Below are 25,471 nucleotides of genomic sequence, written 5' to 3'. Positions count from 1 at the left end.
GATCAATAAGATGAAAAATATTAGATTAAATTCAAGAATATCATACCTGATGCTACTGCTCTCGGCAGTGTTTTTAGGAGGATGTGAAGATTATTTGGAACAGCTCCCCCAAGATTCGTTAAGTGAAGCGGTCTATTTTGAGACCCCCGAGCAATTTACCAGTGCCGCCAACCTGTTCTACACCCGGTTGGGCTTTGACTACGGGGATGAATCTTCCGACCTTTCGGGAAACATTTCGGGCGACCCGCTATACGGCCAAGGAAATTCCATTACCCCGACAAGCGATGATATTTGGGAAGACAATTATTCCTACCTGCGCCCCCCCAATCAACTCATAGAGAAGGCGGCGGATTATCCTGGAGAGTTTTCGGAAATAGCCGAATCTGTGGCTACGGCCTATTTCTTTAGGGCCTGGCACCACTTTCTATTACTAAAACGCTTTGGAGGTGTGCCCTTGGCGACCGAAGCGTTCAACCTAGATTCAGAAGAGAGCATTTCAAAGTTTTACGGCCCTAGAAACAGTCGTTATGAAGTGGTAGGCCAAATCTTGAAAGATCTTGACCAGGCCATAGGCGACCTGCCTTCCCAAAATGACTTGGCAGATGACAAGCAAGGGAAACTTACCCTAGAAGCCGCCAAATCTTTTAAGGCCCGTGTTCTTCTTTACGAAGCTACCTGGGAAAAATACGTGGGTGCAGCCACCGATGGCGACGGAACCAGTGAAGGGGCCGGATCAAACAAACCCGCCGATTACCCCTCTATAGCGGAGATGTTCAACGGAGCCAAGCAAGCCGCCAAGGAAGTTATGGATAGCGGTGCCTATGAATTATGGGACCAACGCGATGCCATTGGGGAAGAACACCTCTTCTATTTGTTCAACTTAGAAGATGGGGGCTCGAACCCGGCCGGACTTTCAAAAGCCGATAATAAGGAGTTCATCTTTCAAACGGTATATGATTTCACCCTAAGAAAGATCAATCAGAACCTGACCCATGCCAAGCCCGTCAGTCCGAGTAGAAAATTGATGGACATGTACCTTTGTACCGATGGCCTACCCGTACAGCACTCCGATGTTTTTGAAGGATACGACGATATGGCCTCCGAATTCGAGAATAGGGACTACCGTTTAAAGAGTTTCGTAAACGAACCCTTGAAGCAGTACTGGGGATGGGGTTCCAATACCAATGGCGGAGGGGCCCAATACGGTGTTGCCTTTGAAGATAGCGGTATTAATTACGACTACAGGTACGTACCTCAACTGACCTCTCCCGGTGGTGCCAGAAACGTAGGCTACCAAGGAAGAAAATTTACCACGGAGTACAGATTGCGGGAAACCAAGGAAGAGTCGTACAACTACCCACAAATTCGTTTGGCGGAAGTGATGCTCATCTACGCCGAAGCAACCTGTGAAATCAACGGTGGTACCATCTCTGACGGAGATCTAGACATCTCGATCAACAAAATTAGGGAGCGCTCCGGTGTGGCCCCATTGACCAATGCCTTGATCGCCCCTTTCCCTGACCTGAACATGTTGGGCGAGATACGCCGTGAACGCGCCATAGAATTAAATGGGGAAAACTTCCGCTTTGACGACCTTAAGCGCTGGAATGTTGCCATAGAAACCCTTAACAAAAACGTATGCCTTACCTATATCGAAGGTACCGAATACGAAACGGCCTTAAACCCTAAAGATCCAGGAAACCCTATTTACGTAGCCGGGGCATTTCCTTACGGGTTGACCCAATCGGAACAGAGTGTATCTACCTATTCAGGTATAGCCACCACAAAACCGGGAGCTTTGATCCTTGATCCTTCCGGTAACCGAAACTGGACCTTAAAGAATTATGTGGATCCCATACCAACGGATCAAATAGAACTTAACCCCGCACTAGTACAAAACCCGGGGTGGTAATATTGTTTTTCTGCGAGTTGGGTAGAAAAATTGTTTTGTAGTTTTGAGTTATTGACTAAAGCAGCTGTACTTTCCGTACAGCTGCTTTTTTTTAATGCCCCCAAGCCAAGATGGCTTATTCCTTTGGGGCTTCCTTTTGCTCCATGAATTCCGTTGGGGTAACACCGAATAGTTCCCGAAATGTTTTACTGAAATATGCGGTGGAATTGAAACCGGTCATATAAGAGACTTCCTTTATGGAATACTTGTTCTCCTTCAATAGTTCGGAAGCATACCTCAAGCGTACCGTACGCATGTAGTGGCTTGGGCTTTTCCCCGTAAGGGAATTTATCTTTCGATAGAGTTGTGAACGGCCAATGCCCAATTCCTTGAGAAGGTCTTCCTGTTTAAAGTCCATATCCCCTACGTTGTCTAAAATGGTTTTCGTTACCTTGTCCAAGAACACCTCGTCCATGTTATTGGAGGTGACCTCACTAGCGGGAAAAATACCACCGATTTCCGAAAACCGCTGTCTAAGTCTCTTTTTTGTTTCCAAAAGATTGTTTATCCGGGCAATGAGGACCCGCGTTACAAAAGGTTTTGACAAATAGCCGTCCGCACCACTGTGATAGCCTTCTATCCTATCATCGTCAAGACTTTTGGCCGTCAACAATAATACGGGAATATGGCAGGTTTCAAATTCATTCTTTAACTTCTTACAAAGCTCGAAGCCATCCATGACGGGCATCATTACATCGCTTATAATAACATCGGGGAAATGCTTTTTGGCCATTTTGAGTCCTTTTTCCCCATTGGCGGCCTGTTTTACCTGATAGAACTCCCTTAGGTCATTGACCAAATGGGTACGCAGCTCTTTATTGTCTTCAACCACCAGTACCGTTGGGCGGTCTTTATCGTCGGGCTGTTCCTGAAAATCTTTGGCGGCCACCAATTCATTGGTCGTCAGCATTTCGTATTCAACGGCCTTCATGGAGTTGATACGGAATTCGTTCTTGATATTTTCCGTTTCCATAGCTTCCTTGTCGAGGTTCAATGGTAGGCGAACCCTAAATTTACTTCCTTTGTCGGCCTGGCTTTCCACCGAAATATCACCACCGTGCATTTCAACCAAGGCTTTGCTAAAGTTCAGTCCGATACCGGTTCCGGTCTTCGAGGGATCTAGATTGTAGAACCTTGAAAAAATGTTCTTCAATTGCACCTTATCAAGTCCTCTACCACTATCCTTAACCACGATCTCTACATAATCGCCCATTTTTTCCCTAGAGAAAAAGAACGAATCATAAGTGGTTACCTTTTGGGTGACCTTGTTGATGGAAACATCGATCGTCCCTTCTGGCGGCGTAAACTTAATGGCGTTGGAAATGAGGTTGGTGATTATTTTTTCCACCTTGTCCAAATCAAAATGGGCCTGTATATTCTTTGCATCGGAAGTAAACGTATAAGCTAGGTCCTTCTGGTCGGCCAGATCTTTAAAGAGCATAAAAATATCTTCACAGAACGCAACGATATTCCCTTTCTCAAGCTGAAGCGGCATCATGCCCACATCCATCTTTCTATAATCCAAGAGCTGGTTCACCAAATGCAATAACCTTCTGGCGCTACGTTGGATCGTCTGTGCCGAGTTCATCATCGGACTTGACTCATTGATGCTCGAAAGTATTTTGTCTACCGGGTTCAAGATCAAGGTCAATGGCGTTCTGAACTCATGGGAAACGTTTACAAAAAACTGTAGTTTCATTTGATCCAGTTCGTGCTTTTGGTCTTCCCTTACCTTTTGGGTGTAGTAGTACATAATGGCCCAAATGAGCAAGCCGCCGGCAATGGCATAAATGAGATACATCCACCACGTCTTCCAAAAAGGCGGCAGGATCTCTATGTTCAATTTGGCCGAACCGGCATTCTCCCATTTGCCGTCGACCGAGGCCTTGACCTCAAAGACATAATTTCCAGGTTGTAGGTTGGAATGGTTCACCACCCTATTATTGCCTATATTGACAAAGTCGTCGTCAAGCCCGTGCATCTTATACGCGTATTGCACTTGTTCCGGATTTTCAAAATACAGGGCTACAAATTCAAAAGAGATGTAGTTTTCATCGTATTTGAGTGTGATGTTCCCTATAGAATCCAAAGCACTGTTGATCAAGACCCGTCCGTTTATGGAATCGCCCTTGACCACCTTTTTGTTATTGAGCTTAAAGCTTGTGATCAGTGGATTTAGCTTTACATCGGCCGGAAGCTTTATATTTTCGGGGTGGAAGATATTGAAGCCATTGATTCCCCCCGCCAATATTCTGCCGTCTTTGGTCTTATGAATCGATTTGGTCTGAAACTCGGAGCCTTGAAGTCCGTCGTGTACATTGAAATTTCTAATCTCATCGGTTTCAGGGTTTAAAAATGAAAGTCCACTTTTTGAGGTAATCCAAAAATTGTGATTATCGTCTTCCTCAAGGCCTACCACTAGATTATTGGGAAGTCCGTCATGTGAAGAATACGATTTTATCCGTTTCAAGGTATCGTCAAGGACAAAGATTCCCGAGTCGGTGCCCAACCAAATATTGCCCTTGTGGTCTTCGGTAATGTAGTTGATCCTATTGCCCTCTACGCCCTCTTCATTGACCCTTTCAAAATCAATTTCCTCCGGTGCAAACTCTTGAAGTTTATCGAGCGCTACTACGTTCAGGCCCAGTGTTGTTCCGATCAACAAGCGCTTTTTGGAATCGACATACAAATACAAGACAATATTGCTCGTCAATCCAATGTCCTTTACGGCCGTATTCTTGTACTTGTAAAACGTGCCCGTTTTGGGATCCAGCAGGTTGAGGCCTTCGGTACGCAGGCCGATCCATATTCTTTTTTCAAAATCTTCAAGGCCTGCCCATACGGAATTCTGGTCTATTGATTTCGGGTCGAACACATTATGCTCGTACCGCGTAAAGATTTCTTTTTCGGGATCAAAACTGTTGAGTCCCCCATCTAGGGTACAGATCCATATTTTGCCATCGGAAGACTCGAAGGTGTACAAAATCTTGGTTGAAGAAAGCGACCGTTCATCGCCGGGGACGTTCCCGTAATGCCGATACGACTCGTTTTTTTCATCGAACAGATCGAGTCCACCATTGTAGGCCCCGAGCCATATCCTCCCCTTGGAATCTTGTAGAACCGACTGTACGATCTTTTCACTTAGTCCGTTCGCCTCGTTGGGTTGGTAGTAATAATGGCCGAAAGAATATTTTGAAGGATCTAATTTGCTCACCCCTTTATCATAACTCCCGATCCACAAAATGCCATCACGGTCTTCGTATATAATAGACGGTTTATCATTGGCCAAGGAGAAAGGGTCAAAAAGGTTGTTCGTTATCTGCCGGGTTATGGCCTTCTTCTTCTTGTCGTAAAGAAAGATACCATGGCCATCGGTAGACAACCAGAAAACCCCCTTATCATCTTGATAAATATTGCTTACGGGAATATGGGAATCGGCCAAGGAAAGGTGTTGGAATTCATTTTTCTCGCGTATCCAAAATATCATATCCGACATATCGTTCCCTATCAAAAAATCCCCATCGTCGTCAATAAACACCATTTTAGGAATATGGTTGAGCTCATACGGGTTTCCGCTATCGATAAAGACCCTGTCGAAATCGTCTTTAGACCGGTTGTATTTGTTGAGATATTGGCCATCGGTCGTAATCCACAACTCGCCTTCCCTACCCATTACAATGGCATTTACACCATTGGAATCTAAGGACCTATCATTGGTGGTGTCGTTTAAATAGTATGAGAATTTTTCGTTGTGCAGGTTATCGGCATCGGTCAGGTCTATTTTAACCACGCCATTTTCCGTAGCTACCCAAATGGCATTGCCTACCGCATCGTACTCGACATCGTTTATGATCTTTCTCGGACTGGTTGACAAAGACAATGGCCCATAGAGGTCGATAAGGGTAAACTTATCGGTTTCCTTATTATAGACATTCAGGCCATTATTGGTACCCACCCATAGTTTTCCGTACTTATCTTCGGTGATGGTATTTATTCTATTGTTGCTGATGGAGGTGGTATCGTTTAGCACCGACCTAAAGATTTCAAATTCGTAGCCATTGTATCTATTGAGTCCGTCAATCGTACCAAACCAAAGGAAGCCCTCCCTGTCTTGAAATATTTCGGAACAGGTACTACTGGATAGGCCTTCAGGGGTCTCAAAATTTTCGAATTTTAGGGTATTGAACTGAGCCTCCAATGTAAAGGAGATAAGGAAAAGGAAAAGACAAATATGTTTGGTGATAGGCATGTATGAATTTTACTTTGACAGGTCCGTAAACGGCCCCTTTAGTTAACCGACAAAATCTACGAAAAGATGCGTTAGAACCACAGTAAAATCGCCATTAATTTTCAATATTTGGCGAGAATTTCGTTGTATTTGACGAGAATAAGTCGGGAAGCCCAAACCCCAACCTTTTCCAAAACCTATAGCTGCTTTTCCTAAAATCGGACTCTTTTATCCTATATTTTTAGAAAATCTAGCCAGAAGGTGACTTTTGTCACTTTCCAAACCAAAACTTGCCCCTACTTTTGTCAAGTGAAACCATCTCAACTTGTCATATCGCTTCTATTCTTGGCCATAACCCTGGCGGGTAGCTTAAAGATTGTTGGGACCATAGGCTACTATACCCTGTTCACCGAAAATTTTATCGAAACCCTTTGCGAAAACAAGAATAAACCGGAATTGCACTGCGATGGAAAATGTGCCCTCTCCCAAATGATCGCCAACGAAAACGACAAAAACGATGGCATCAACCTCGATTTTCTAAAAATCGAAACGGTACTCTTTCTACATACCGTTTCCGAGATCCATTTTCCCTTTACCCCGCTTACCCCTACTTTTGATGTGACCTATACCGACAACTACCGCTTTCGTTTGATGGACCGCATCAAGCATCCGCCTAGGGTCTAAAATGATACCCCACTCCTATTCCGGAGGCTTCAAGGCTTCCGAAAACATCATTATACATCATTTTAAAGCATTAAACTATGGATTTTAAATATCTATTGGTATCCCTATTGTTTTCCATTGGGCAATTCAGCATGGCCCAAAATTTCACCGGAACGGTACTGGATAGCCAAAATAACAGTCCCCTCCCAGAAGCACACGTCATACCACGGCAGGGCAAGGCCACCTACACCGACGCGGATGGAAATTTTCAACTTTCCATTCCCGAAGAAGGAACGACCCTCACCATTTCCTATATGGGCTACAAGCCCATAGAACAGTTTATTGGGCCTTCTGACACCACCACAATATTTCTCTTGCAAGAGGCGCCCATTGAGGTAAACGGGGTAATGGTAACCGGTAATGCCAAGATCGACCCTGTATTTGCGGTAGTCACCAACGACTATGTCAAGAAAATAGTACAGCCCAGAAATGTGGCCGACCTCTTTAACGACCTCAACGGCTTTTCCCTCATCAAACGAGGCAACTATGCCATTGACCCTTCGTTCAGGGCTTCGCAGTACGAACAGCTCAACGTACAGTTTGATGGCGGTACCAAGGCCATGCACGCCTGCCCCAACCGTATGGACCCTATTACCACCCACGTCATTCCGGAGGAAATAGAAAAAATTGAGATCATTAAGGGCCCTTATACCGTACGCTACGGCGCCACCTTTGGCGGTATCGTAAATTTGGTCACCCAAAAACCGGGCATTGATGACTATGGCCTGAGCGGAAGTGTTCAAGGGGGCTATGAGAGCAACGGCAATTCATTGGTCTCCATGGCCCGCATACAACAGGCCACGGAGAAGTACGATGTGGTAGGAAACCTAGGCTTTAGGGATTTTGGCAATTACGAGGATGGCGACGGCACCGAGATCCCTTCCTCCTTCAGAAGCTTGGATTACGGACTGCGACTCGGCTATAACTTTACCGAAAACCAACGCCTACAGGCCCATTGGCGACAGTCGTACGGAAGGGACGTATTGCATGCCGGACTCCCCATGGATACGGAAGAGGACAACAGTTCCATCCTTTCCCTCGATTACAGCCTACAAAACCAGGGCGGGCTACTTAGAGGGATAAACGCCAAGGCCTATTACAGCTATGTCGACCACTTGATGACCAATGCCCAACGCCCTACTTTTATGATGGTCGATGCCGTTTCCGCCGTAGATGCCGTTACCGCCGGGGGAAAAGTGGAATTGGAACTCAAACCTAGGAAAAACCTGAACCTGTTCACCGGGGTCGACTTGCTCCATATTGCCCGGGACGGACAACGTACAAGATTGGTAAAACAAAATGCTATGGGGCCCTTGGACACCCCCATGGAATTTACCGATAAGGTTTGGCAAAATTCCTATATCGACGATTTTGGCGTGTTCCTAGAAGGGAAATACGCCATTGGCCCTAAGACCATAGTAACCGCAGGTTTGCGCTATGATGGGGTAGTATCGGAAACCAAAGACCCCGAAGCCGATTTTGCCGCGCTGTACACCGACCTGGATCAACGCACGGAACACAACATCAGCGGTACGGCATCGGTAAAATACGCCCTCTCGAGTCAGTTTTTAATGGAAGTGGCCTACGGAAGAGGGGTGCGTTCCGCCAATATGATCGAACGTTTTATCAACCACTTTAGCGTGGGGCAAGACTCCTATGAATATGTGGGCAACCCCAATCTCGATGCGGAGGTCAACAATCAATTCGAAGTGGGCTTTAAAGGAAAAATTCCCTTGGAAGGCAAGGGTTGGGATCAATTCACTTACGGTAGCTCTTTTTACTATTCCTTCTATAAAAACTACATAGTAGCCCTTATCGATCCCAGCCAAAGCCGAAAGTTTATGCCCATGCAAGAACCCACAAGCGTTAAGGTCTTTCGGAATTTAAACGATGCCTATAAAACCGGGTTTGAAGTGAACGCCGGTATTGACTTTCTAACTGATTTCAATTTTACCACCGAGCTGTCTTATGTCTATGCCAAGAATAAAGACCTCGGCGAATCCCTTCCCTTGGTGCCGCCTTTGACCACTCGTTTCAAACTCGGCTTTGAGAAGGAAAAATTCTGGGCCAACGCCAATTATACCTTAACCTCAAAACAAGACCACATTGCTTCTTCCTTTGGGGAAACCGAAACGGATGGCTACAATACCTTGGATATCCGCCTTGGGGTCATTCCCTTGAAAAATATAACCATTGGGGTCGCCGCCTTAAATGTTTTCGATACCACCTACCACAACCACTTGAACTTCGCCTTTAACAACCAGGCGGATTTTGGCAGCGTACCGATCAATGATCCGGGGAGAAACCTATCGGCCTTTGTACAGTACCGTTTTTAAGACCCTCTGACAAATACAATGGCCTCGCCCTATGAGATATAGGGCGAGGCCATTTTTATTAGGGGTATGCCATCGGTTGGGGCCGATGCCAGGGCGACTTACATCTTACAGCCTTTGCCTTCCTTCTTGATCCCCAGTTTTACAAGGATGGTTTCCAACAAACACCATTTGGTAAACGCCGACTGTATCAGGTTTACCCCAATAAATACGGTAAACCACAACCAGTTGATGTTTACATACACGGCCAAGGCCACACTTAGCAAGACCATGGTCCCTACAATTACCCTAAAATATGTGTTTAACATTGCAATACGTTTTAATGATTAAATAGATCTTTCAATAGGAACCACAACCGCCTTTATGGGGTTATTGGTATCCAGGTTTTGATTGAATGCTTCGATAAGTTTGAACAGGGCATCGATATTCCCGTCCTCGGTAAAGGAGAAGAACATACTCGATTCCACTCCCCCTTTTTCACTGGGGAACCAACTTGATGTCCGGAGCGTTGACGTGGCATTTTTATACCCATCTATGTCCGAACCACTATAGCTCTCAATGCCTGCCTCCTTAAAGAGTCGCAGAATTTCCTTTTCGAATTCTTCCACAACGGTTACGATCAGTAGTTTCATTTTTTCTTCTTTTGGGTTAATCCTCTTTCGTATCACCTACTTCCCTACTTTCCGTTTCGGGGTAGTTCTTGCGTTCGATCATATAATACACCAGCGGTACTACCAACAAGGTTAGCACGGTAGAGACGATGGTACCGCCCATCAGAGAGATGGCCAAGCCCTGAAAAATGGGGTCGAACAAGATCACGAAGGCACCGATCACCACGGTTCCCGCGGTCAATAAAATAGGGGTGGTTCGTACGGCGCCGGCCTCAATGGCCGCTTGTTTTAAGGGAACGCCCTCCGCCAAGCGCAGATTGATAAAGTCGATGAGCAATACCGAGTTCCGCACCATAATACCCGCCAAGGCGATCATTCCTATAAAAGAGGTAGCGGTAAAAAAGGCGCCCATGATCCAGTGTCCCAAAACAATACCGATCAGCGATAAGGGTATGGCCACCATCATAACAATGGGTGCCTTAAAGTTCTGGAACCATCCAACGATCAAGATGTAGATCAAGATAATGGCGCCCATAAAGGCGATACCCAAATCTCTAAATACCTCTAAGGTAATCTGCCATTCTCCGTCCCATTTTACGGTATAGTCATCCTCGAAATCGGGCTGGCCCAAATACATTTCGTTAATGGTATACCCCTGGGGCAGGGCAATTTCCTTTAGCTTTTCCTCCATTCCCAAGATCGCGTAAGCGGGACTCTCCAATTCCCCGGCCATATCGGCCAGTACGTACACCACGCGTTTTTGGTTTTTACGGTAAATGCTCTTGGCACTTGTCGTTTCCTTAATGTCTACCAAATCCGATATCGAAACCATGTTCCCCTGTTTCGAGGCCACTTTCAATTGGGCAATATCCGAAATGGTCGATTTCTCCTTTTCATCCAAGGCCAATACCAGTCCTATTTGCGTACTCGCATCCTCATCGTAGAGGTTGGTAATGGCCCTGTTCGATAAGGCCATGTTCATGGTATAGGCAATTTGCTGGGGCGCAACCCCGTAGAGCATCGCCTTTTCCTTGTCGATCTCGAACTGATATTCGGTCTGGTCGGCTTCCACCATCCAATCGACATCCACCACATCGTCGGTAGCCTTCAAGATATTCTGAACGCTGTTGGCGATCCGCATCTGTTCCCCGTAATCGGGACCGTATACTTCCGCAACGATCGTAGAAAGCACCGGAGGTCCTGGTGGTACTTCCACCAGTTTTACGTTGGCATTGTACTTGGCCGCTATCTTTTGAATGTCGGGCCGAAGCAACTTGGCAATATCATGGCTCTGGGCCGAACGTTCGCCCTTGTCGATCAGGTTCACCTGAATATCGGCCATATTGCTACCACCGCGTAGATCGTAATGGCGTACCAGGCCGTTAAAGGTTATGGGCGCCGAGGTACCCACGTAATTTTGATAGTTCACTACCTCGGGGCGGGTAGACAGGTATTGTGCTATTTCCTGGGCCACCACTCCCGTACGCTCAAGGGTCGTGCCCTCGGGCATATCGATCACCACCTGAAACTCGTTCTTGTTATCGAAGGGCAACATTTTTACGGCAACGGACTTCGTAAAGAACAAGACCATGGAGCCCATGAGCAATAAGAAAGTCAAGCCCAAAAACATCCAGCGTTTTCCCTTACTTTCGATCAAGGGGCGTTCAAATTTGTTGTAAAGCCTGTAGATCAAAGTTTCCTCCAAGGGCTTTTCCTTTTTCTCCACCTTTCCTTTTTTCTCCTTTTCCCTAAGAAAAACATAGCCCAAGTACGGTGTTATGGTCAAGGCCACGAAGAGGGACAAGATCATGGCAATCGATGCGCCAATGGGCATCGGGGCCATATAGGGGCCCATCAATCCCGATACGAAGGCCATGGGCAATACCGAGGCGATTACGGTAAAGGTCGCCAAAATGGTAGGGTTCCCCACCTCGTTAATCGCATAGAGGGCCGCCTGTTTAAAAGGCAGGCGCTTCATCTTAAAATGCCGGTGCATGTTCTCGGCGATGATGATGGAGTCGTCTACCACGATACCGGTAACAAAGACCAAGGCAAAAAGCGTGATCCGGTTCAGGGTATAGTCGAGCATATAGTAGCTCAACAGCGTCAGGGCAAAGGTTATCGGAACCGATAAAAATACCACCAGTCCGCCCCGCCATCCCATGGCCAGCATCACCACAAGGGTTACGGCAAAGATAGACCCGATAAGGTGCAACAGCAGTTCCGACACCTTGTGCGAAGCCGTTTCACCATAGTTTCGGGTAATTTCCACATGAACATCGTCGGGAATCAAATCCGCCCGCAAATGCTCTACCTTATCGATTACGATATCGGCGATCTTCATGGCATCGGCCCCCTTTCGTTTCGCTACCGAAATGGTAACCGCAGGGTACTCCGATCTATGATCGGCCACCTTATCGCTGCCCTGCCCAAAACCGAGGGACACGTAACTCTGTGGAATTTCAGGTCCGTCTACAATACTGGCAATCTGCTTCAAATAAATGGGGCGGTTCTGCTGTACGCCCACCACTAGGTTTTCAACATCGGTGACCGAGGCCAAAAAGCTGCCCGTATTCACCAAAAATTCGGTATCGTTCTTGTCAAAACTACCGGAACTCAACTGGGCGTTGTTCGCCTTGATCATTTCAGAGACCGATAAGAAGTCCAATCCACTGGCGGCCAATTTATCCTTGTCCAAAACCACCCGCAATTGGCGGTCTTGGTTCCCGATTTTATGGGTCACCGCCACGTCGTTCACCTTCTTGATCTCACTCTCCAGTTCCTGCGCCATCTGGCTCAACTGGTAGCCATCGTAATTTTCGCTCCACAGGGTGAGTCCCAACATGGGCACATCGTCGATGGCCCGGGTCTTCACCAAGGGAAAGGTTACGCCCTGGGGCATAATATCCATATGCTTGTTGATCTCGTTGTAGAGCTTTACGAAGGAGCGTTCAATATCCTCGCCCACGTAAAACTGTACGATCACCATGCCCTGTTCCTTCATCGAGGTCGAATACACATACTCTACCCCCTTAATGTTCGAGATCAGTTTCTCCAAGGGCTTGGTCACCCGGCTTTCCACTTCAGTGGGACTCGCCCCGGGGTAGCCCACAAAAATATCGGCCATGGGCACGTCTATCTGGGGTTCCTCTTCCCTCGGGATCAAAAACGAACTGTACACCCCAATGACCATAAACACAATCATCAACAGTACTGTCAACTTGCTGCCTATGAACATTTTGGCAATTTTACCTGCTAATCCTTCTTTCATCGCTATTTATCTTATTTTGGGCGTTCGGGCGGGCTTTTCACTCCTACTCCTCGTGTTCTTGATCGAAGACCGATCAAAAACACTGTGGGGTATCCGTTGCAATCCCTAACGCAACCGCTCGTTATCTTTTATTCTGTTTTACTGTATACTCACCTTGGCCCCGTTGAACAACTTTCCGTCGGAGGAAACAATGTATTTTTCGTCTTGTGAGAGTCCTGATAATACTTCCACCTTGTCCCCGAAGCTTCTTCCGAGGCGCAACCAGCGCAACAAGGCCGTATTGTTCTGGCTTATCGTATAAATACCGGTCAACTGTCCCCGTTCTACCAAGGCCTCCTTGGGGACCATCACGGCCGCTGCATTGGCCCTACGCTCTACCGGAAACTGTACCGTGGCGTACATCCCCGAGAGTAGATTCACATCGGTCGGCCCGAGTATCACCTTTACCAGGTATTGCCCCCCGGTATTCTTGGCCGAGGTACTGACCTCTACCACCTTGCCCTTAACCGATTGCCCCAATGACTTTAAGCGTACGCTTACCTCGGTATCGGGCCGGATCTCCAATATTTCCGATTCGGGCACCATGGCCAATACTTGGTATTGCCCAGGCGATTCCACTTCCAACAAGGGCATTCCCGGGTTCGCCATATCGCCCGCACTGATAAATTTATTGGTAACGACCCCGCTAAAAGGGGCACGTATATTGGCATAGCCCATTTGGGCGTTTACCCCGTTCTTCATTTGTTTGGCACTTTCCAAGCGTGCCTTGGCCATGTTGTAATGGGCGGTGATATCGTCCAGCTCCTTTTGCGAGGCACTGTTCTCGTTGAACAGGTTCGTAAAGCGTTGGTAATCTTTCTCCGCATTGGCAAAGGCCGCTTCGGCCTCGGCAATGCCTGCATTTACCTGGGCCAGTTTTGCCGAAACATCGGCATTGTTCACGCTCAATAAAAGTTGTCCGTTTTTCACCTTATCGCCCACCTTCACGTAGATCTTGTCTACATAGCCCATCATACGGGTACTGATATTGGCGCTCTTGGCCGCCTCGATCTTTCCGCTGGCCGTTACAAAGGAATCTTCCGTGTTTTCGGCTACCGATCGTACCTGTACCGGAACGGCCGGCGAATTGTCGGCCACGGCCTTCGTTTCTTTATCCCCACAGCTCGCCAAAGCCAGGCTTAAGGTGAGTACTGCGGCTATTATGTAGTTTCTGTTTTTCATCATCTTAGAATTAAATACTGGGTAAAACATTTATCGTAGGGTGTTACTCGATAATCGAGATTAAATGCTCCGAGGCTTGCCTCGAAATCAAGGTGTATTCCTTTTAATGCCTCGCGGGCTCGCCCCGAGGTAGTTTACTTGGTCAAGAATTGCACATAGGCCAAGGCGTAATTGTGTTGAAAAATGGTACTGTAATATTCCAATTGCTTTTGGGCGTATTGGGTCTCGGCCAACAAGAGGTCGGTGGTTTTCTCCAAGCCCTGTTGAAAGCGGTTGGTACGTATGCGCAACGATTCTTTCGATTGTTCCAAGGCAAGGGCCGTAAGCTCCAAGTTGTTCTTGGCATCTTGGAGCGAACGTATGGCCCTATTCAGCTCTACCTGACTTTCAGCTGTATATTGCTCTAATTGTAATTTTGATTTTTCGTATTCCGCCTTGCTCTTTTGGGCCTTCCCGAAACGCTTGCTCCCTTCCAGAATGTTCCATTTCAGCTCGGCCCCGAACAAATAACCGTTGGAAGCCCCCTTGAAAATCTCGTCGTCATGAAGTTCATAGGTACCAAAGGCGTTCAAGCGCGGCAAGAAACTCATCTTATCGGCCTTGTGCATCTGTTCGTAGGCTTTGCTCGCCGAAGCCATCGCCTGTATGTCGGCCCTGTTTTCCGAAAATGCCGGACGTTCCAGGTCGCTTACCCTTAGGCTTAGCGAATCAGCGGGACGCAAGATGGCATAGGTGGTATCGTTCATTAAGACCGATAGATAATCCGAGGCATTCTTTATATGGCTCTGTGCATATTGCAACTGGTTCTCTATCTCGCCTACCCGGACTTCCACGGCCAGTACATCGGATTTCTGCAAATAGCCCTGCTTAAAGCTATTGTCGGCTATACGCTTGTTCTCCAAGGCGGCGGCCTTGGCCTTTTCCAATACCTCTACCGTCTTATAGGCCAATTGCAGTTGCATATAGGCCTTGTCCAGTTCCAGCACAATGTATTCCTGTGTACGTTCCGATTGAAATTGGGTCGCCCGGTACTTGGCCTTGGCCGCCTTGCGTTGAAAGATACCATCAAAATTCACCAGCGGTTGTTGCACCTCGATCCGGGTGGCGTAGTCTTCGATCTGCCTCGGGTCATTAAGCAGATCAGGTGCAAAATCACCTGTCGTTAAAATGGATTGGTTCAACTTGGAGCCAAAGGCCATTAGGGGGTTGGTCGTGGCAATGCCCGTATGCGAAACCCCTACGTTGGGCAAGAGAACGGCATTGGTCTGCCTGTAATCGCCCAGGGCGGCCTTCACCTCCTGCTCGGCCATTTTTAGGCTGTTGTTGTTTTCGCTTACCCTGGCCATGACTTCCGCCTTTGTTATCAATTGCGTTTCCTGTGCTTCCGCAGAAAGGGAAGTCGCCAACAAAATCAATATCAAGAAAATATACTTCATCGTTCATGTATTTTCCACAAAATTACGCCCGGCTTCCGCCCTCCACAGTAACCATTGTTACCATTCAAAAAGAGCCGTTCGGGTTTCGGTATCGGTCACAAAAAAAGACACCCCGTTTACCGAGGTGCCTTCCTAAAACAACCAAATTAACAACCACCTATTTTTTAGGGGACTTGACAAAGGTATTGACCAGCAAACCTCCCATAAAGGCCCCGTACAAGGTACTGTTCAGAGGGTTCGAGGTAATGGCACAAGTGCCCGAAACACAACCTATCTCCGAATAGTACAGGTAACCGGCCATTGCCCCCACAGCAATGCCCAGGGCCGTAAACAAAATCAGTTTTCGTGTCATGTTCATGTTGTTTTTCGCGTGCCCCCGTGACCTCCGGCCACGACCACCAATATTTTTAGGCTCAACCAAATGAACTTAAAGAACTGGATGATGGGGTTGCGCATTACAAAGCGTTTGGATCTTGATATTCTTTTCATCTTTTGCGTTTTTACGGTTTACGGTTTACTGCTTCCCTCACACTCCTACTCGGGAATGAGCCACCAAAAGGGTTTCATCTTGGCCTTGTAGATAAAGGCATAGTGCAAGGCCAGTTTTAGCCAATGCCCCGCAAGTCCGATTTCACCAAAGGTCTTGCCCAATTTTCTACCGTGGGTATCGGGGTATTTCTCAAAATCGGGAACAATGGGAAAAGTGGTAATACTGATCCCGCTTCCCTCGGTCATCCCATAACCGGCGGAAGCGATACAGGCCGCACCCATATTCCCCATAGAGCCTTTGTGCTTCAGTTTGTTTCCCCCTTTAATGAGGTCTACAATGTTATCGGCGACCAATTTGGCGGTAATGCCCGAGGGCATTCCCGTACGTGGTGGTGCCGGTGAGATCGAGGTGCCGTTTTTGCTCGTCCTGGGCCTTGAAATGGCATGGGGCGGTGCAAAGGCGATACCCGGTGCGAAGATGTTCTTATAGCTCGGGTTTTGATAGGTCTCGGGCCAATCTTGCACGCTCCACTCCTCGTAGGGCTTGGGCGTGTAATCGGCATCGACCAGCATAAAGCCCTTAAAGAGCCTGTCGGTGATGTCGTCGTTGTTTTTGTCGTAGGCCTTAAAGCCGTGTCCCGAAAAGGCGGGGATCAGCATGGCAAAATCGTAGCGTTCCGATTTTTGCTCGCCCTCCAAGTTTTCGTAGTGGGCCACTCCGTCTTCAATTTTATTTACCCCGGCCCCGAGGACCCACTTGATGCCGCGGTCTTCAAAGACCATTTCGACCATTTCGCTGGACTTCATAATGTTGTTGCCGTAGCTCATCAAGACCCCGTCCATTCCAAAATCGCCCAACTGGTATTCGTTGGATATCCACGTGATTTCGGCCTTGTCCCTTACCTTGTGCCGGCGGAGCTCCCGCTCTACATTTAAAATGTATTCAAAGGCGGCGCCCTGGCAGGTGGACTTCGCATGGCCCGTACCGATCAATATTTTTGTTTGTTCGCCCTTTTTCATACGCTGGATCAGGGCGTCGAGGGCCTGCCACGCGTGTTCGGCGTGGGTATAGGTACAGACCGAATAGGCCTTGTTGGTGCCCGGATTAAGGCCCTCGGTCATATCAAAGGCCAGTTTGGGGCCCGTGGCATTTATAAGGTAGTCATACGTCAGCTTTTCGGTCTTGCCCCTATCCTCGTCGAGGATGTATTCTATGTTGACATAGGGCTTAGGGGTTTCGGCATCGCCTTCGGGATGGAAGGTAGTAACCTTGGCCCTTTTAAAGGTGATCCCCTTTCTTTTGTATAGGGGCGCCAAGGGAAAGAGAATGTCATCGGACTTCATACGCCCGACGCCCACCCAGATATTGGAGGGAATCCATTGGTAGTTTCCGTTGGGGGAAACCACCACTATCTCATGGGCCTTCGGCAATTTTCTACGGAGGTGGGCGGCGGCCACATGGCCTGCAATCCCTGCCCCCAATATTACTATTCTAGCCATTTTGTTTGGATTTTACGTTAAAGTCGTGCCCTCGAAAAGGCCTTCGCCCCGTGGTAATCGAACAGGCTCGACCACTTCAACACTGTAAATTTCAGTATTAAAAAAGGCCCTTACAGCAACTTTTGTTACAGAAAGCAGCGCCCCAAAAACACGGCCCCTACCGAAGCCGGAAAAAGAGGGCATACAGCAAAATTTTTAGGCCGATTACGCTTTTACGTAAGAATAGCATTGTAGGAATTTATATATTGGGGATGAATTGGGGCTCTTGAACCATTTCCAACAAACATTAAGAGGTATAAAACTTATAAGATGGTTAAGGCTAATGATGAAAAAATCAACTTCAATAACTGTAATGTTAATTTTTTTCCACGTATTAGGATATACACAACGCAGAATTACCAGGAAAAAAATAAATGGAATTTATATGATTCCATGTAAAGAAAATGGTCTTGCCCTAAAGTTTGTTCTTGACACAGGGGCTTCGGATGTTTCAATTTCAGAAAGAGGGCTTTATTTATGTTAAAAAACGGCTATCTCAAAAAAGAAGATATTGGAGAAAGGGAATATGATACACTGGCTAACGGAAATATAACTGAAGGAGTAATCATAAATTTAAAAACAATTGAAATTGGATCCTATATAAAAAGTGAAAAATAATAGTGATAAATTAAACCGTAACTTCCGCATATCATGCCGAATTGGTAGGATAAAAGACGGAATGTTCCGCATATAAACAAGTTGTGGGTAATGTAACCAAACCATATAGAAAGAAATGAATGTAGAAAGTTTACTTAATAAGATTAAGATATTTACAGAATTAGTAATCGACTCTGGATTTAAAAGAGATGTGATTGACTACAAACAATCAATAGCTCAAGCTCAAAACCAGAATTTAGTCTTTATGAAAGGGCTTTCCGAAAATATAAAAGAGAATCTGATATACTTTGAAAACAATTCCCTTGATAGCGAATTAAGTAGTGTTTTAAGAGAGAATGAGCCATTTACTTCTTTGAACACATTAGAGGAATTAGAAGAGTTGGATTCAGACAAAGAAATTGATGGTCAACAATATTTTCAAAAGTTTAACCAGATTCTAAATAAACTTCAAAAAGCAATACAAACAAACGAATCTGAACTAAATACAGTCAAAACCACTTTTGAAAAATATGTTTCAGAAGAAGATGATTTTGACGATGACGGAGAACAAGCCGTTATGTCACTAATATTCAAAGACCTTGAATCCACAGGAAGTTTAAAGGAGTTTTCGAGAGTATTGCATAGATGGAATAGAACTTTACTTATTTACCATACTCTATTAAAATCTGAATCACCAAAAGAAATTTCGCTTGTTGAAATTCAGAATGGTTCAATAGATGTAATCTTTAATATAGACTTTGATGTTGCCATAGATTTGACCGAATTAATCAAAACAGGATTAAAGGTTTATGGTGCATATTTATTGTATAAATCCAAAACTGCTAAAGAGATTATTGCTTCATATATGGGTAATAAAAAACTAATTGCAACGGAGAAAGAAAGAGAAAAATTAATGTTAGATAACATTAAGGATTCAATAAAATTAAAAGCTCTTGAACAACACAAGGAAAATTTAAAAACTGATTCGCCACCAACAAAAGCTGGAGCAACTAAAAAAGCAGATGAAGTTGCGAAAGTTATTACTGACCATATTGTAAAAGGCAATGAGGTTAAGTTGTTGACACCACCTGAACTGGAAGAAGAAGATAAACCAGATATGTCGACTGAATTAAGAACAGAAACTGCAACTGTAAGGGAAAGGTGGAAAAAATTGGACGAAAAAGAAAAGCAACTACTTCTTGACAAATACACGATTAAAGAGGAAGAAGAAGAAAAAAAGGACAAATAAAACACTACCCACAACAATGGCTATAAGTAATTGCTTGTTCTCGCCTACTTTGGAAATTCCTGCGGAATTTCCAACTTGATGTGTACTTGCACAGTTAAGTACTAAAACACGCAACTACTCATAGCCGAGACCGTTGGCAGTAATTTTGAGAGAACTTAATTAATGAAAAACAACTTTACCATTTTTTATTCATGGCAATCCGATTTAAAAGGTAAATCAAATAGAAATCTAATCAATAACTGTTTAGAAAAAGCTATTAAGGAGCTTAAGAAAAATAGTCAAAATGAATTTCATCTTGAAATTAACCTTGATAGAGACACAAGAAACAAAAGTGGAAGTCCGTCAATCTCAAAAACCATTTTTGATAAAATCAATACTACTGATGTATTTGTAGCGGACGTTAGTATAATTAATAATAACTTATATAATAGAGTTTTTAAATCCCGACTAACCCCAAACCCAAATGTTCTCATTGAATTAGGATATGCAATAAACTTACTTGGATGGGAGAGGATAATTTGTGTTAATAATCTAAAATATGGTAAAAATGAAATTCTTCCCTTTGATATTCGTGGACACAGAATTACATCTTATGATAGTCAGAACCCCCAAAGTAAAAAACAACTACAATCGACTTTAAAATCAGCAATTTCTTCAATAATAAATGAATATGAAAATATTGAAGAAAGACACCATTTAACGGAACATAATCGTCATGACAAATTAATTTGGGAAAAATTTAAAGCTATTTGTTCTGAGACTATGTTACACGATAGTATTTCTCAAGCCGTAGACAGCTTATTTACTACTAAATATTACTTTGATAAATGGGACAACTTTGCTGATTTCTATAGAACTACGGACAATCACTTTATTAATAGAGATTTAGACATAAAAATTAAAGATTTTTTGATAGAAATCGACCGATTCAATTCAATTTGCATGTCCAAATTCTTTCAAAAAAAAGATGATGCGATGGATGAAATTAGAGCAATGAAAAGTGCTGGGATTGAAATTACAGAAGATATTAAGAGAGAATACTATCAAAGTGTTGTTTATATGATAAAAAAAGACCCATACCCTGAAGAAGAATGGCGTGATGCAGATAAAAGAAATATGAAAACACAAGATGTATTATTTGAAAAAGGACAAGAAGTAAAAGCCGCGTATCAAAATCTAGTGTTAGAAGTTAAAAAACGAGGGTTAAATTAAAAAACTACTGCCAACAATGGTAACCGTTGCACAACCCCATAATCATTAAAATAACGACTCACATAACCGCTTTTTAAGGCGGTTTTATCTTTTAGACCACTGGCCAACCTATATTTTTTGGGTAGCCTACAAGTGAACTTTCAAGTGCTTGGAAGCAGTTTTTTGCGATGCGCGGCAAAACAAAGCTTTCCGCCCCGCTTTTTGAACGCTTTTCCGTGAATTTCAGGTACTTTTTCAGGTTGTAGGCAATCGCCGAGAGGTGCATCACCTTGTTCGCCTGTTCGAGCCCTATGGTGTTCACCTTCCGCATGCCCATGAACTGTGTCAACGTTCCAAAAACGGGCTCTACCGTACTCTGTCGCTTGCCCTTCATATAGCGCCCCAATTTACTGTTCACCCTTTTGATGTTACGTTCATATTCTTCTCGGTAATAGGTAACACTGAACTTCTTTTCCTGAGCGCTTTTGCCCAAACAGGTCCGTCGTAAGGGACAATCGATACAAACATGTTTCCGTGCCCTATATTCCTTCTTTTTGGTGCCCGTACGGTGATCGTTGAACACCTTGGTGAAGGGTATCACCTTGCCCTGCGGACATACGTAATGGTCTTCTGTATTGTTATAGGTGAATCCGTCCGGACCGCCCTTGTAAGTGCCATGGGGCGGAATGAAGCTCTTTAACCCTGTTTTCTCCAAAAAGGCATAGTTCCCGCCACTGCTATACCCGGTGTCCGCTACGCAGTTCTCCCAGACCAGGCCCTGCTTCCACAACCTTGCCCGAAGTCTTTGGACGATATCCGGCAACTGTTGGTTGTCCTTCCCGTCGGCATGGTAGGCCCTGATGTCCGTGATCACATGGTTCGCCGTATCGACGCTCAATTGGGAAAGGTAGTTCAGTTTTCTGGCCTTGCCCGGTTTTACGCTGATGCGTGCATCGGGATCCGTGGGGCTGTAGTGCGTTTTGTTGCTCGTATACTTGGCCCCCTTGTTCTTGGCGCCCGGGCGTTGGTCCTGGTCCTTCGCCCATTTTTTGTTCCTGCCCTTTATCGCCGCCAGTTCGTTCTTGCTTGCAGTGACACTACGCTGGCCCTTGTCGGAGCTGTCGTTCTTGCTCTTGCGATGCGGCTCCCCTTTTTTGTCCATTGCACTCAGGACACGTACCTTGCGCAGGTGTTCGTCCAGTTCCCTTTCGGGCACCTTAAGTTCCAAGGTGTCCATGCTCGCGTTGGCCTTCACAGGTGCGGAATCTATGGCCTGGGTATGGCCGCTCACCATTCCCTTCTCCACGCACATACTCAACACCTTGGTGAAGACTTCCTCGAAGACACTTTCGGGGAACAGTTGACGCGTACGGCTTATCGTACTGTGCCAGGGCAGTTCCTCGTCGATATCGTAGCCGATAAAATAAAGGATGTCCAACCGCAGGGAACAATGGGCCATGAGCCTGCGGTCGCTGATGATGTTCTCCAGATAGCCCACAAGGCAGAGCTTGAAGAAGACCACTGGGTCTATGCTCTTTTGGCCGCTGTTCCCGTAATAGCCTTCGGTAAGGCCGTAAAGGAAGCGTAGCTCCAAAACCTCTTTCAACCGCCTGTAGAAATTGTTCTTGGGGATTCGCTCGCTCAACTGGAAATGGGCGAACAGTTTTTCTTGATACTCCTTTTTTCCCTGCATACCTAAAATTAACGACCCAACGTTAAGATCTCCTTTAGCCTATGTGGTTTTTTCGTTAACTTGTGCAACAGGCACAATGCCTAAACGTAATGCGGGCTTTAGGGCTAAACCGAAAGGTCTGTGTATATTTATGAAGTCGCTAAATCTTTGGGATTTAGCTTTGGACAAGAAAAAAATAAAACTAAACCAAAAGCTTTAGCTTCGTGCGTAGACGGAAACGAAAAGTTTCCTTGCCTCCGCACTACGCTTAGCCGAACCGTTGTAAACAATGCTAAAAAAAAACCCGAACTCAAATGAAAATCACCAAATTAAGACTTTTTAATTTTAAAAAATTCGAGTTTTTAGAAATAGATTTCAAAGACAATTTAAACGTTTTAATTGGAGATAATGAATCTGGAAAAAGTTCCATTTTATTAGCAATTGATTTGGCATTAAGAGGTAGTAAAAATCGAATAGAAACTGAAGGGTTGGATTTGCTTTTTAATTCTAAATCCATTGAAGATTTTTTTCTTACCAATACATACGAAACCTTACCAAAACTTAAAGTTGAATTATATTTCGATAATCTAGGAGACAAGGACGATTATTATGGCAGAAATAATACTCTAGGAACTGACCAATTTGGACTTTCACTAATCTGTGAGCCAAGAGATGAATTAAGTAAAGACATCACGGAAATCTTAGCACAAGGAAAACAAAATTTCCCGTTTGAATATTATTCAATTGCCTTTCATAAATTTTCAGGTCAACCCTATTTAAGTTTTAGAAAAGATTTTAAGCATTTGCTGTTAGACAACACATTAATCAATAATGAATATGCAACAAATCAATATATAAAAACTTTGTATGATAGTCACGTTTCGCTGTCTGAGAGAAACAAACATCTAAATGAATATCGCAAATATAAAAACGACTATAGGGAAACTATTCTGGCAGACGTAAATAAGAAAACTGGTGACTACCAATTTGGAATTAAAAACGACAAAAAATCAAACTTAGTTACGGACTTAACTATTACGGAAGAAAATATTGATATCCAAAATAAAGGAAAAGGTCGCCAATGTTTTATAAAAACAGAGTTTGCGTTACAAAAGAACCAAAATGAATTGGATTTTGTTCTTCTAGAAGAACCTGAAAATCATCTGAGTCACTTAAATATGAAGAATTTAATCGCAAGGATAAATGATTCAAAGAACAAACAAATTTTCATTGCGACTCACAGTAATTTAATAAGTTCAAGATTAGATTTAAGAAATACAATTTTACTCAATAGCAACAGTTCAATTTCAATTAATCTTACCCATTTAGAAAAATCAACTGCAAGCTTTTTTATGAAAGCACCAGACAATAATATTTTAGAGTTTATCCTTTCTAAGAAAGTAATTTTAGTTGAAGGAGATGCAGAGTTTATATTATCAGAAAGATTTTTTGAGATAATAACTAACAAAAAACCTAATGAATTAGATTGTCATATAATTTCAGTCGATGGTACAAGCTTTAAGAGATATTTAGAGATTTCTAAGTTACTAAGTATTAAAACAGCAGTAATTAGAGATAACGATAAAGACTACCGAAAAAACTGCGTTGACCGTTATTCCAAATATATTGCACCAAATATTAAAGTGTTTTCTGAGACAGATAATTCAATCTCAACATTTGAAATCTCGATGTTTAATGCTAATTCTAAGATTTGTAATGATTTGTTTTTACCAGCAAGAAAAACTCGAACTGTTCAAGACTTTATGCTTGATGAAAAAGCCGATTGTGCATTTGAATTATTAGACAAAAAGAGTGAGGATATCATAGTTCCTACTTACATTAAAGAGGCTATAGAATGGTTGATAAAAAATTAATCTTAGCTGTTGCAGGTTCTGGAAAAACTACCAATCTAATTGATAAGCTAAATTTAACAGAACGATTTTATTTAGTTACTTATACAATTACAAACGCAAGCCTAATTCGATTAAGAATTATAAAGAAGTTTGGTTACCTACCGAATAACATTAAAGTATTCACGTATTTTAATTTCCTGTATAGCTTCTGCGTAAAGCCTTTTTTATACTACAAATACAACCTGAAAGGCATATTTCTTGAAAATTCACCAGAACCTACTAATTATTTCAAAAACGAGAATATAAGAAAGTATATTAGTAAAAGTGGTTATGCCTATCATAATAGGCTAGGTAAATTAATTGAACAAGAAAATTTAATTGATGATATTAAGTTACGATTGGAAAAATTCTGTGACCACTTCTATTACGATGAAGTACAAGATTTAGGAGGTCACGATTTTAATTTTATAATAGAGCTATCAAAATCAAAGGTTAATTTTCTATTTGTGGGCGATTTTTATCAGCAAACGTACGTAACAAGTTTTGATAGAAATGTTAATGGTAATCTACACAAAGATTACGACAAATATTTAAAAAGATATCAAGACAACAATATTACAGTTGACCTAGAGACTTTAAGCAATAGTTGGAGGTGCAGTCCAACAATTTGTAACTATATCACAGATAATTTAGGAATACAAATCGGCTCAAACAGAACTGACTTAACAGAAATAACTTATGTTGAGGACAAGGATGTTTTGACCTCAATCTTAAATGATAATGCAATAATCAAATTGGTGTTTAATAATGCCAGCAAAAGAACTTTTAGAGCGAAAAACTGGGGAGAATGTAAAGGAGAAGATGACTTTATTGATACTTGTATAATAATGAATGCTACTACCTTCAATTTATATAAAAAAGGAACTTTAGATAAGTTAGCAAATAGAACGAAAAACAAATTATATGTTGCTCTATCAAGGACACGTGGAAATTGCTTTTTAGTTAACGAGAAACTGTTGGGATAAAGCACAGTTTACAACAATGGTAACCGTTGCACAACCCCAAAATGATTGAAAAAATGGCTTCCATAACCGCTTTTTAAGGCGG

Annotated in this window: 17 protein-coding genes; 7 read left to right on the top strand and 10 right to left on the bottom strand. The window is 43.9% G+C overall.

Annotated elements, in window-relative coordinates; translation table 11 throughout:
• Positions 1-10 precede the first annotated feature (10 nt).
• Complete coding sequence (locus ZOBGAL_RS16165) at positions 11-1,912, top strand: RagB/SusD family nutrient uptake outer membrane protein (protein WP_013994768.1); 1,902 nt, start codon at positions 11-13, stop codon at positions 1,910-1,912.
• Positions 1,913-2,027: 115 nt separating this feature from the next.
• Here ZOBGAL_RS16165 and ZOBGAL_RS16160 read toward each other — a convergent pair whose 3' ends face one another.
• Positions 2,028-6,200 (bottom strand): hybrid sensor histidine kinase/response regulator transcription factor, encoded by a 4,173-nt coding sequence (locus ZOBGAL_RS16160; protein WP_013994767.1) that lies wholly within the window; start codon positions 6,198-6,200, stop codon positions 2,028-2,030.
• A 288-nt stretch (positions 6,201-6,488) separates the two neighbouring features.
• Between ZOBGAL_RS16160 and ZOBGAL_RS16155 the strand changes: the two genes are divergently transcribed.
• Together ZOBGAL_RS16155 and ZOBGAL_RS16150 are read left to right on the top strand one after the other, a co-directional pair.
• Complete coding sequence (locus ZOBGAL_RS16155) at positions 6,489-6,863, top strand: hypothetical protein (RefSeq protein WP_148560725.1); 375 nt, start codon at positions 6,489-6,491, stop codon at positions 6,861-6,863.
• Between the two features lie 77 nt (positions 6,864-6,940).
• A complete protein-coding gene (locus tag ZOBGAL_RS16150) occupies positions 6,941-9,238 on the top strand; it encodes a TonB-dependent receptor (protein WP_013994765.1) in 2,298 nt (765 codons plus the stop codon).
• A gap of 98 nt (positions 9,239-9,336) precedes the next feature.
• On the opposite strand, the gene ZOBGAL_RS23180 is transcribed toward ZOBGAL_RS16150, so the two are convergent.
• The 8 genes from ZOBGAL_RS23180 to ZOBGAL_RS16115 form a co-directional block, all read right to left on the bottom strand.
• Positions 9,337-9,543: a YgaP family membrane protein gene (locus ZOBGAL_RS23180; RefSeq protein WP_084724364.1), complete on the bottom strand. Its 207-nt coding sequence runs from the start codon at positions 9,541-9,543 to the stop codon at positions 9,337-9,339.
• An 18-nt stretch (positions 9,544-9,561) separates the two neighbouring features.
• Complete coding sequence (locus ZOBGAL_RS16140) at positions 9,562-9,867, bottom strand: hypothetical protein (RefSeq protein ID WP_046287551.1); 306 nt, start codon at positions 9,865-9,867, stop codon at positions 9,562-9,564.
• A gap of 16 nt (positions 9,868-9,883) precedes the next feature.
• Positions 9,884-13,117: an efflux RND transporter permease subunit gene (locus ZOBGAL_RS16135; RefSeq protein ID WP_013994762.1), complete on the bottom strand. Its 3,234-nt coding sequence runs from the start codon at positions 13,115-13,117 to the stop codon at positions 9,884-9,886.
• Positions 13,118-13,255: 138 nt separating this feature from the next.
• A complete protein-coding gene (locus ZOBGAL_RS16130; RefSeq protein ID WP_046287550.1) occupies positions 13,256-14,338 on the bottom strand; it encodes an efflux RND transporter periplasmic adaptor subunit in 1,083 nt (360 codons plus the stop codon).
• 134 nt (positions 14,339-14,472) lie between these two features.
• On the bottom strand, positions 14,473-15,774 hold the full coding sequence (locus ZOBGAL_RS16125; protein ID WP_013994760.1) for a TolC family protein: 1,302 nt from the start codon (positions 15,772-15,774) through the stop codon (positions 14,473-14,475).
• 157 nt (positions 15,775-15,931) lie between these two features.
• Complete coding sequence (locus ZOBGAL_RS16120) at positions 15,932-16,126, bottom strand: DUF6132 family protein (protein ID WP_215930586.1); 195 nt, start codon at positions 16,124-16,126, stop codon at positions 15,932-15,934.
• A gap of 2 nt (positions 16,127-16,128) precedes the next feature.
• Positions 16,129-16,263: a hypothetical protein gene (locus ZOBGAL_RS23960; RefSeq protein ID WP_262507920.1), complete on the bottom strand. Its 135-nt coding sequence runs from the start codon at positions 16,261-16,263 to the stop codon at positions 16,129-16,131.
• A 45-nt stretch (positions 16,264-16,308) separates the two neighbouring features.
• The gene (locus ZOBGAL_RS16115; RefSeq protein WP_013994757.1) at positions 16,309-17,763 is read right to left on the bottom strand and encodes an NAD(P)/FAD-dependent oxidoreductase; all 1,455 of its coding nucleotides are present in this window, start codon (positions 17,761-17,763) and stop codon (positions 16,309-16,311) included.
• A gap of 772 nt (positions 17,764-18,535) precedes the next feature.
• On the opposite strand from ZOBGAL_RS16115, the gene ZOBGAL_RS16110 reads away from it, so the two are divergent.
• Together ZOBGAL_RS16110 and ZOBGAL_RS22825 are read left to right on the top strand one after the other, a co-directional pair.
• A complete protein-coding gene (locus ZOBGAL_RS16110) occupies positions 18,536-19,648 on the top strand; it encodes a hypothetical protein (protein ID WP_013994753.1) in 1,113 nt (370 codons plus the stop codon).
• 162 nt (positions 19,649-19,810) lie between these two features.
• Positions 19,811-20,860 carry a hypothetical protein gene (locus ZOBGAL_RS22825; RefSeq protein WP_013994752.1) on the top strand — a complete coding sequence of 350 codons (1,050 nt, stop codon included), beginning with the start codon at positions 19,811-19,813 and terminating at the stop codon, positions 20,858-20,860.
• 91 nt (positions 20,861-20,951) lie between these two features.
• On the opposite strand, the gene ZOBGAL_RS16100 is transcribed toward ZOBGAL_RS22825, so the two are convergent.
• On the bottom strand, positions 20,952-22,532 hold the full coding sequence (locus tag ZOBGAL_RS16100) for an IS1182 family transposase (protein ID WP_013994527.1): 1,581 nt from the start codon (positions 22,530-22,532) through the stop codon (positions 20,952-20,954).
• Positions 22,533-22,825: 293 nt separating this feature from the next.
• Here ZOBGAL_RS16100 and ZOBGAL_RS16095 point away from each other — a divergent pair, with 293 nt between their 5' ends.
• The gene (locus ZOBGAL_RS16095; RefSeq protein ID WP_013994750.1) at positions 22,826-24,385 is read left to right on the top strand and encodes an ATP-dependent nuclease; all 1,560 of its coding nucleotides are present in this window, start codon (positions 22,826-22,828) and stop codon (positions 24,383-24,385) included.
• Positions 24,367-25,389 carry a DEAD/DEAH box helicase gene (locus ZOBGAL_RS16090; RefSeq protein ID WP_013994749.1) on the top strand — a complete coding sequence of 341 codons (1,023 nt, stop codon included), beginning with the start codon at positions 24,367-24,369 and terminating at the stop codon, positions 25,387-25,389. Before ZOBGAL_RS16095 ends, ZOBGAL_RS16090 begins: the two co-directional genes overlap by 19 nt.
• Positions 25,390-25,471: the final 82 nt, after the last annotated feature.

This window comes from Zobellia galactanivorans (assembly GCF_000973105.1).
In the GTDB taxonomy this organism is placed as follows: domain Bacteria; phylum Bacteroidota; class Bacteroidia; order Flavobacteriales; family Flavobacteriaceae; genus Zobellia; species Zobellia galactanivorans.
Note: the sequence above shows the minus strand (reverse complement) of the source record. Positions and strands in the feature narration are given on the sequence as shown.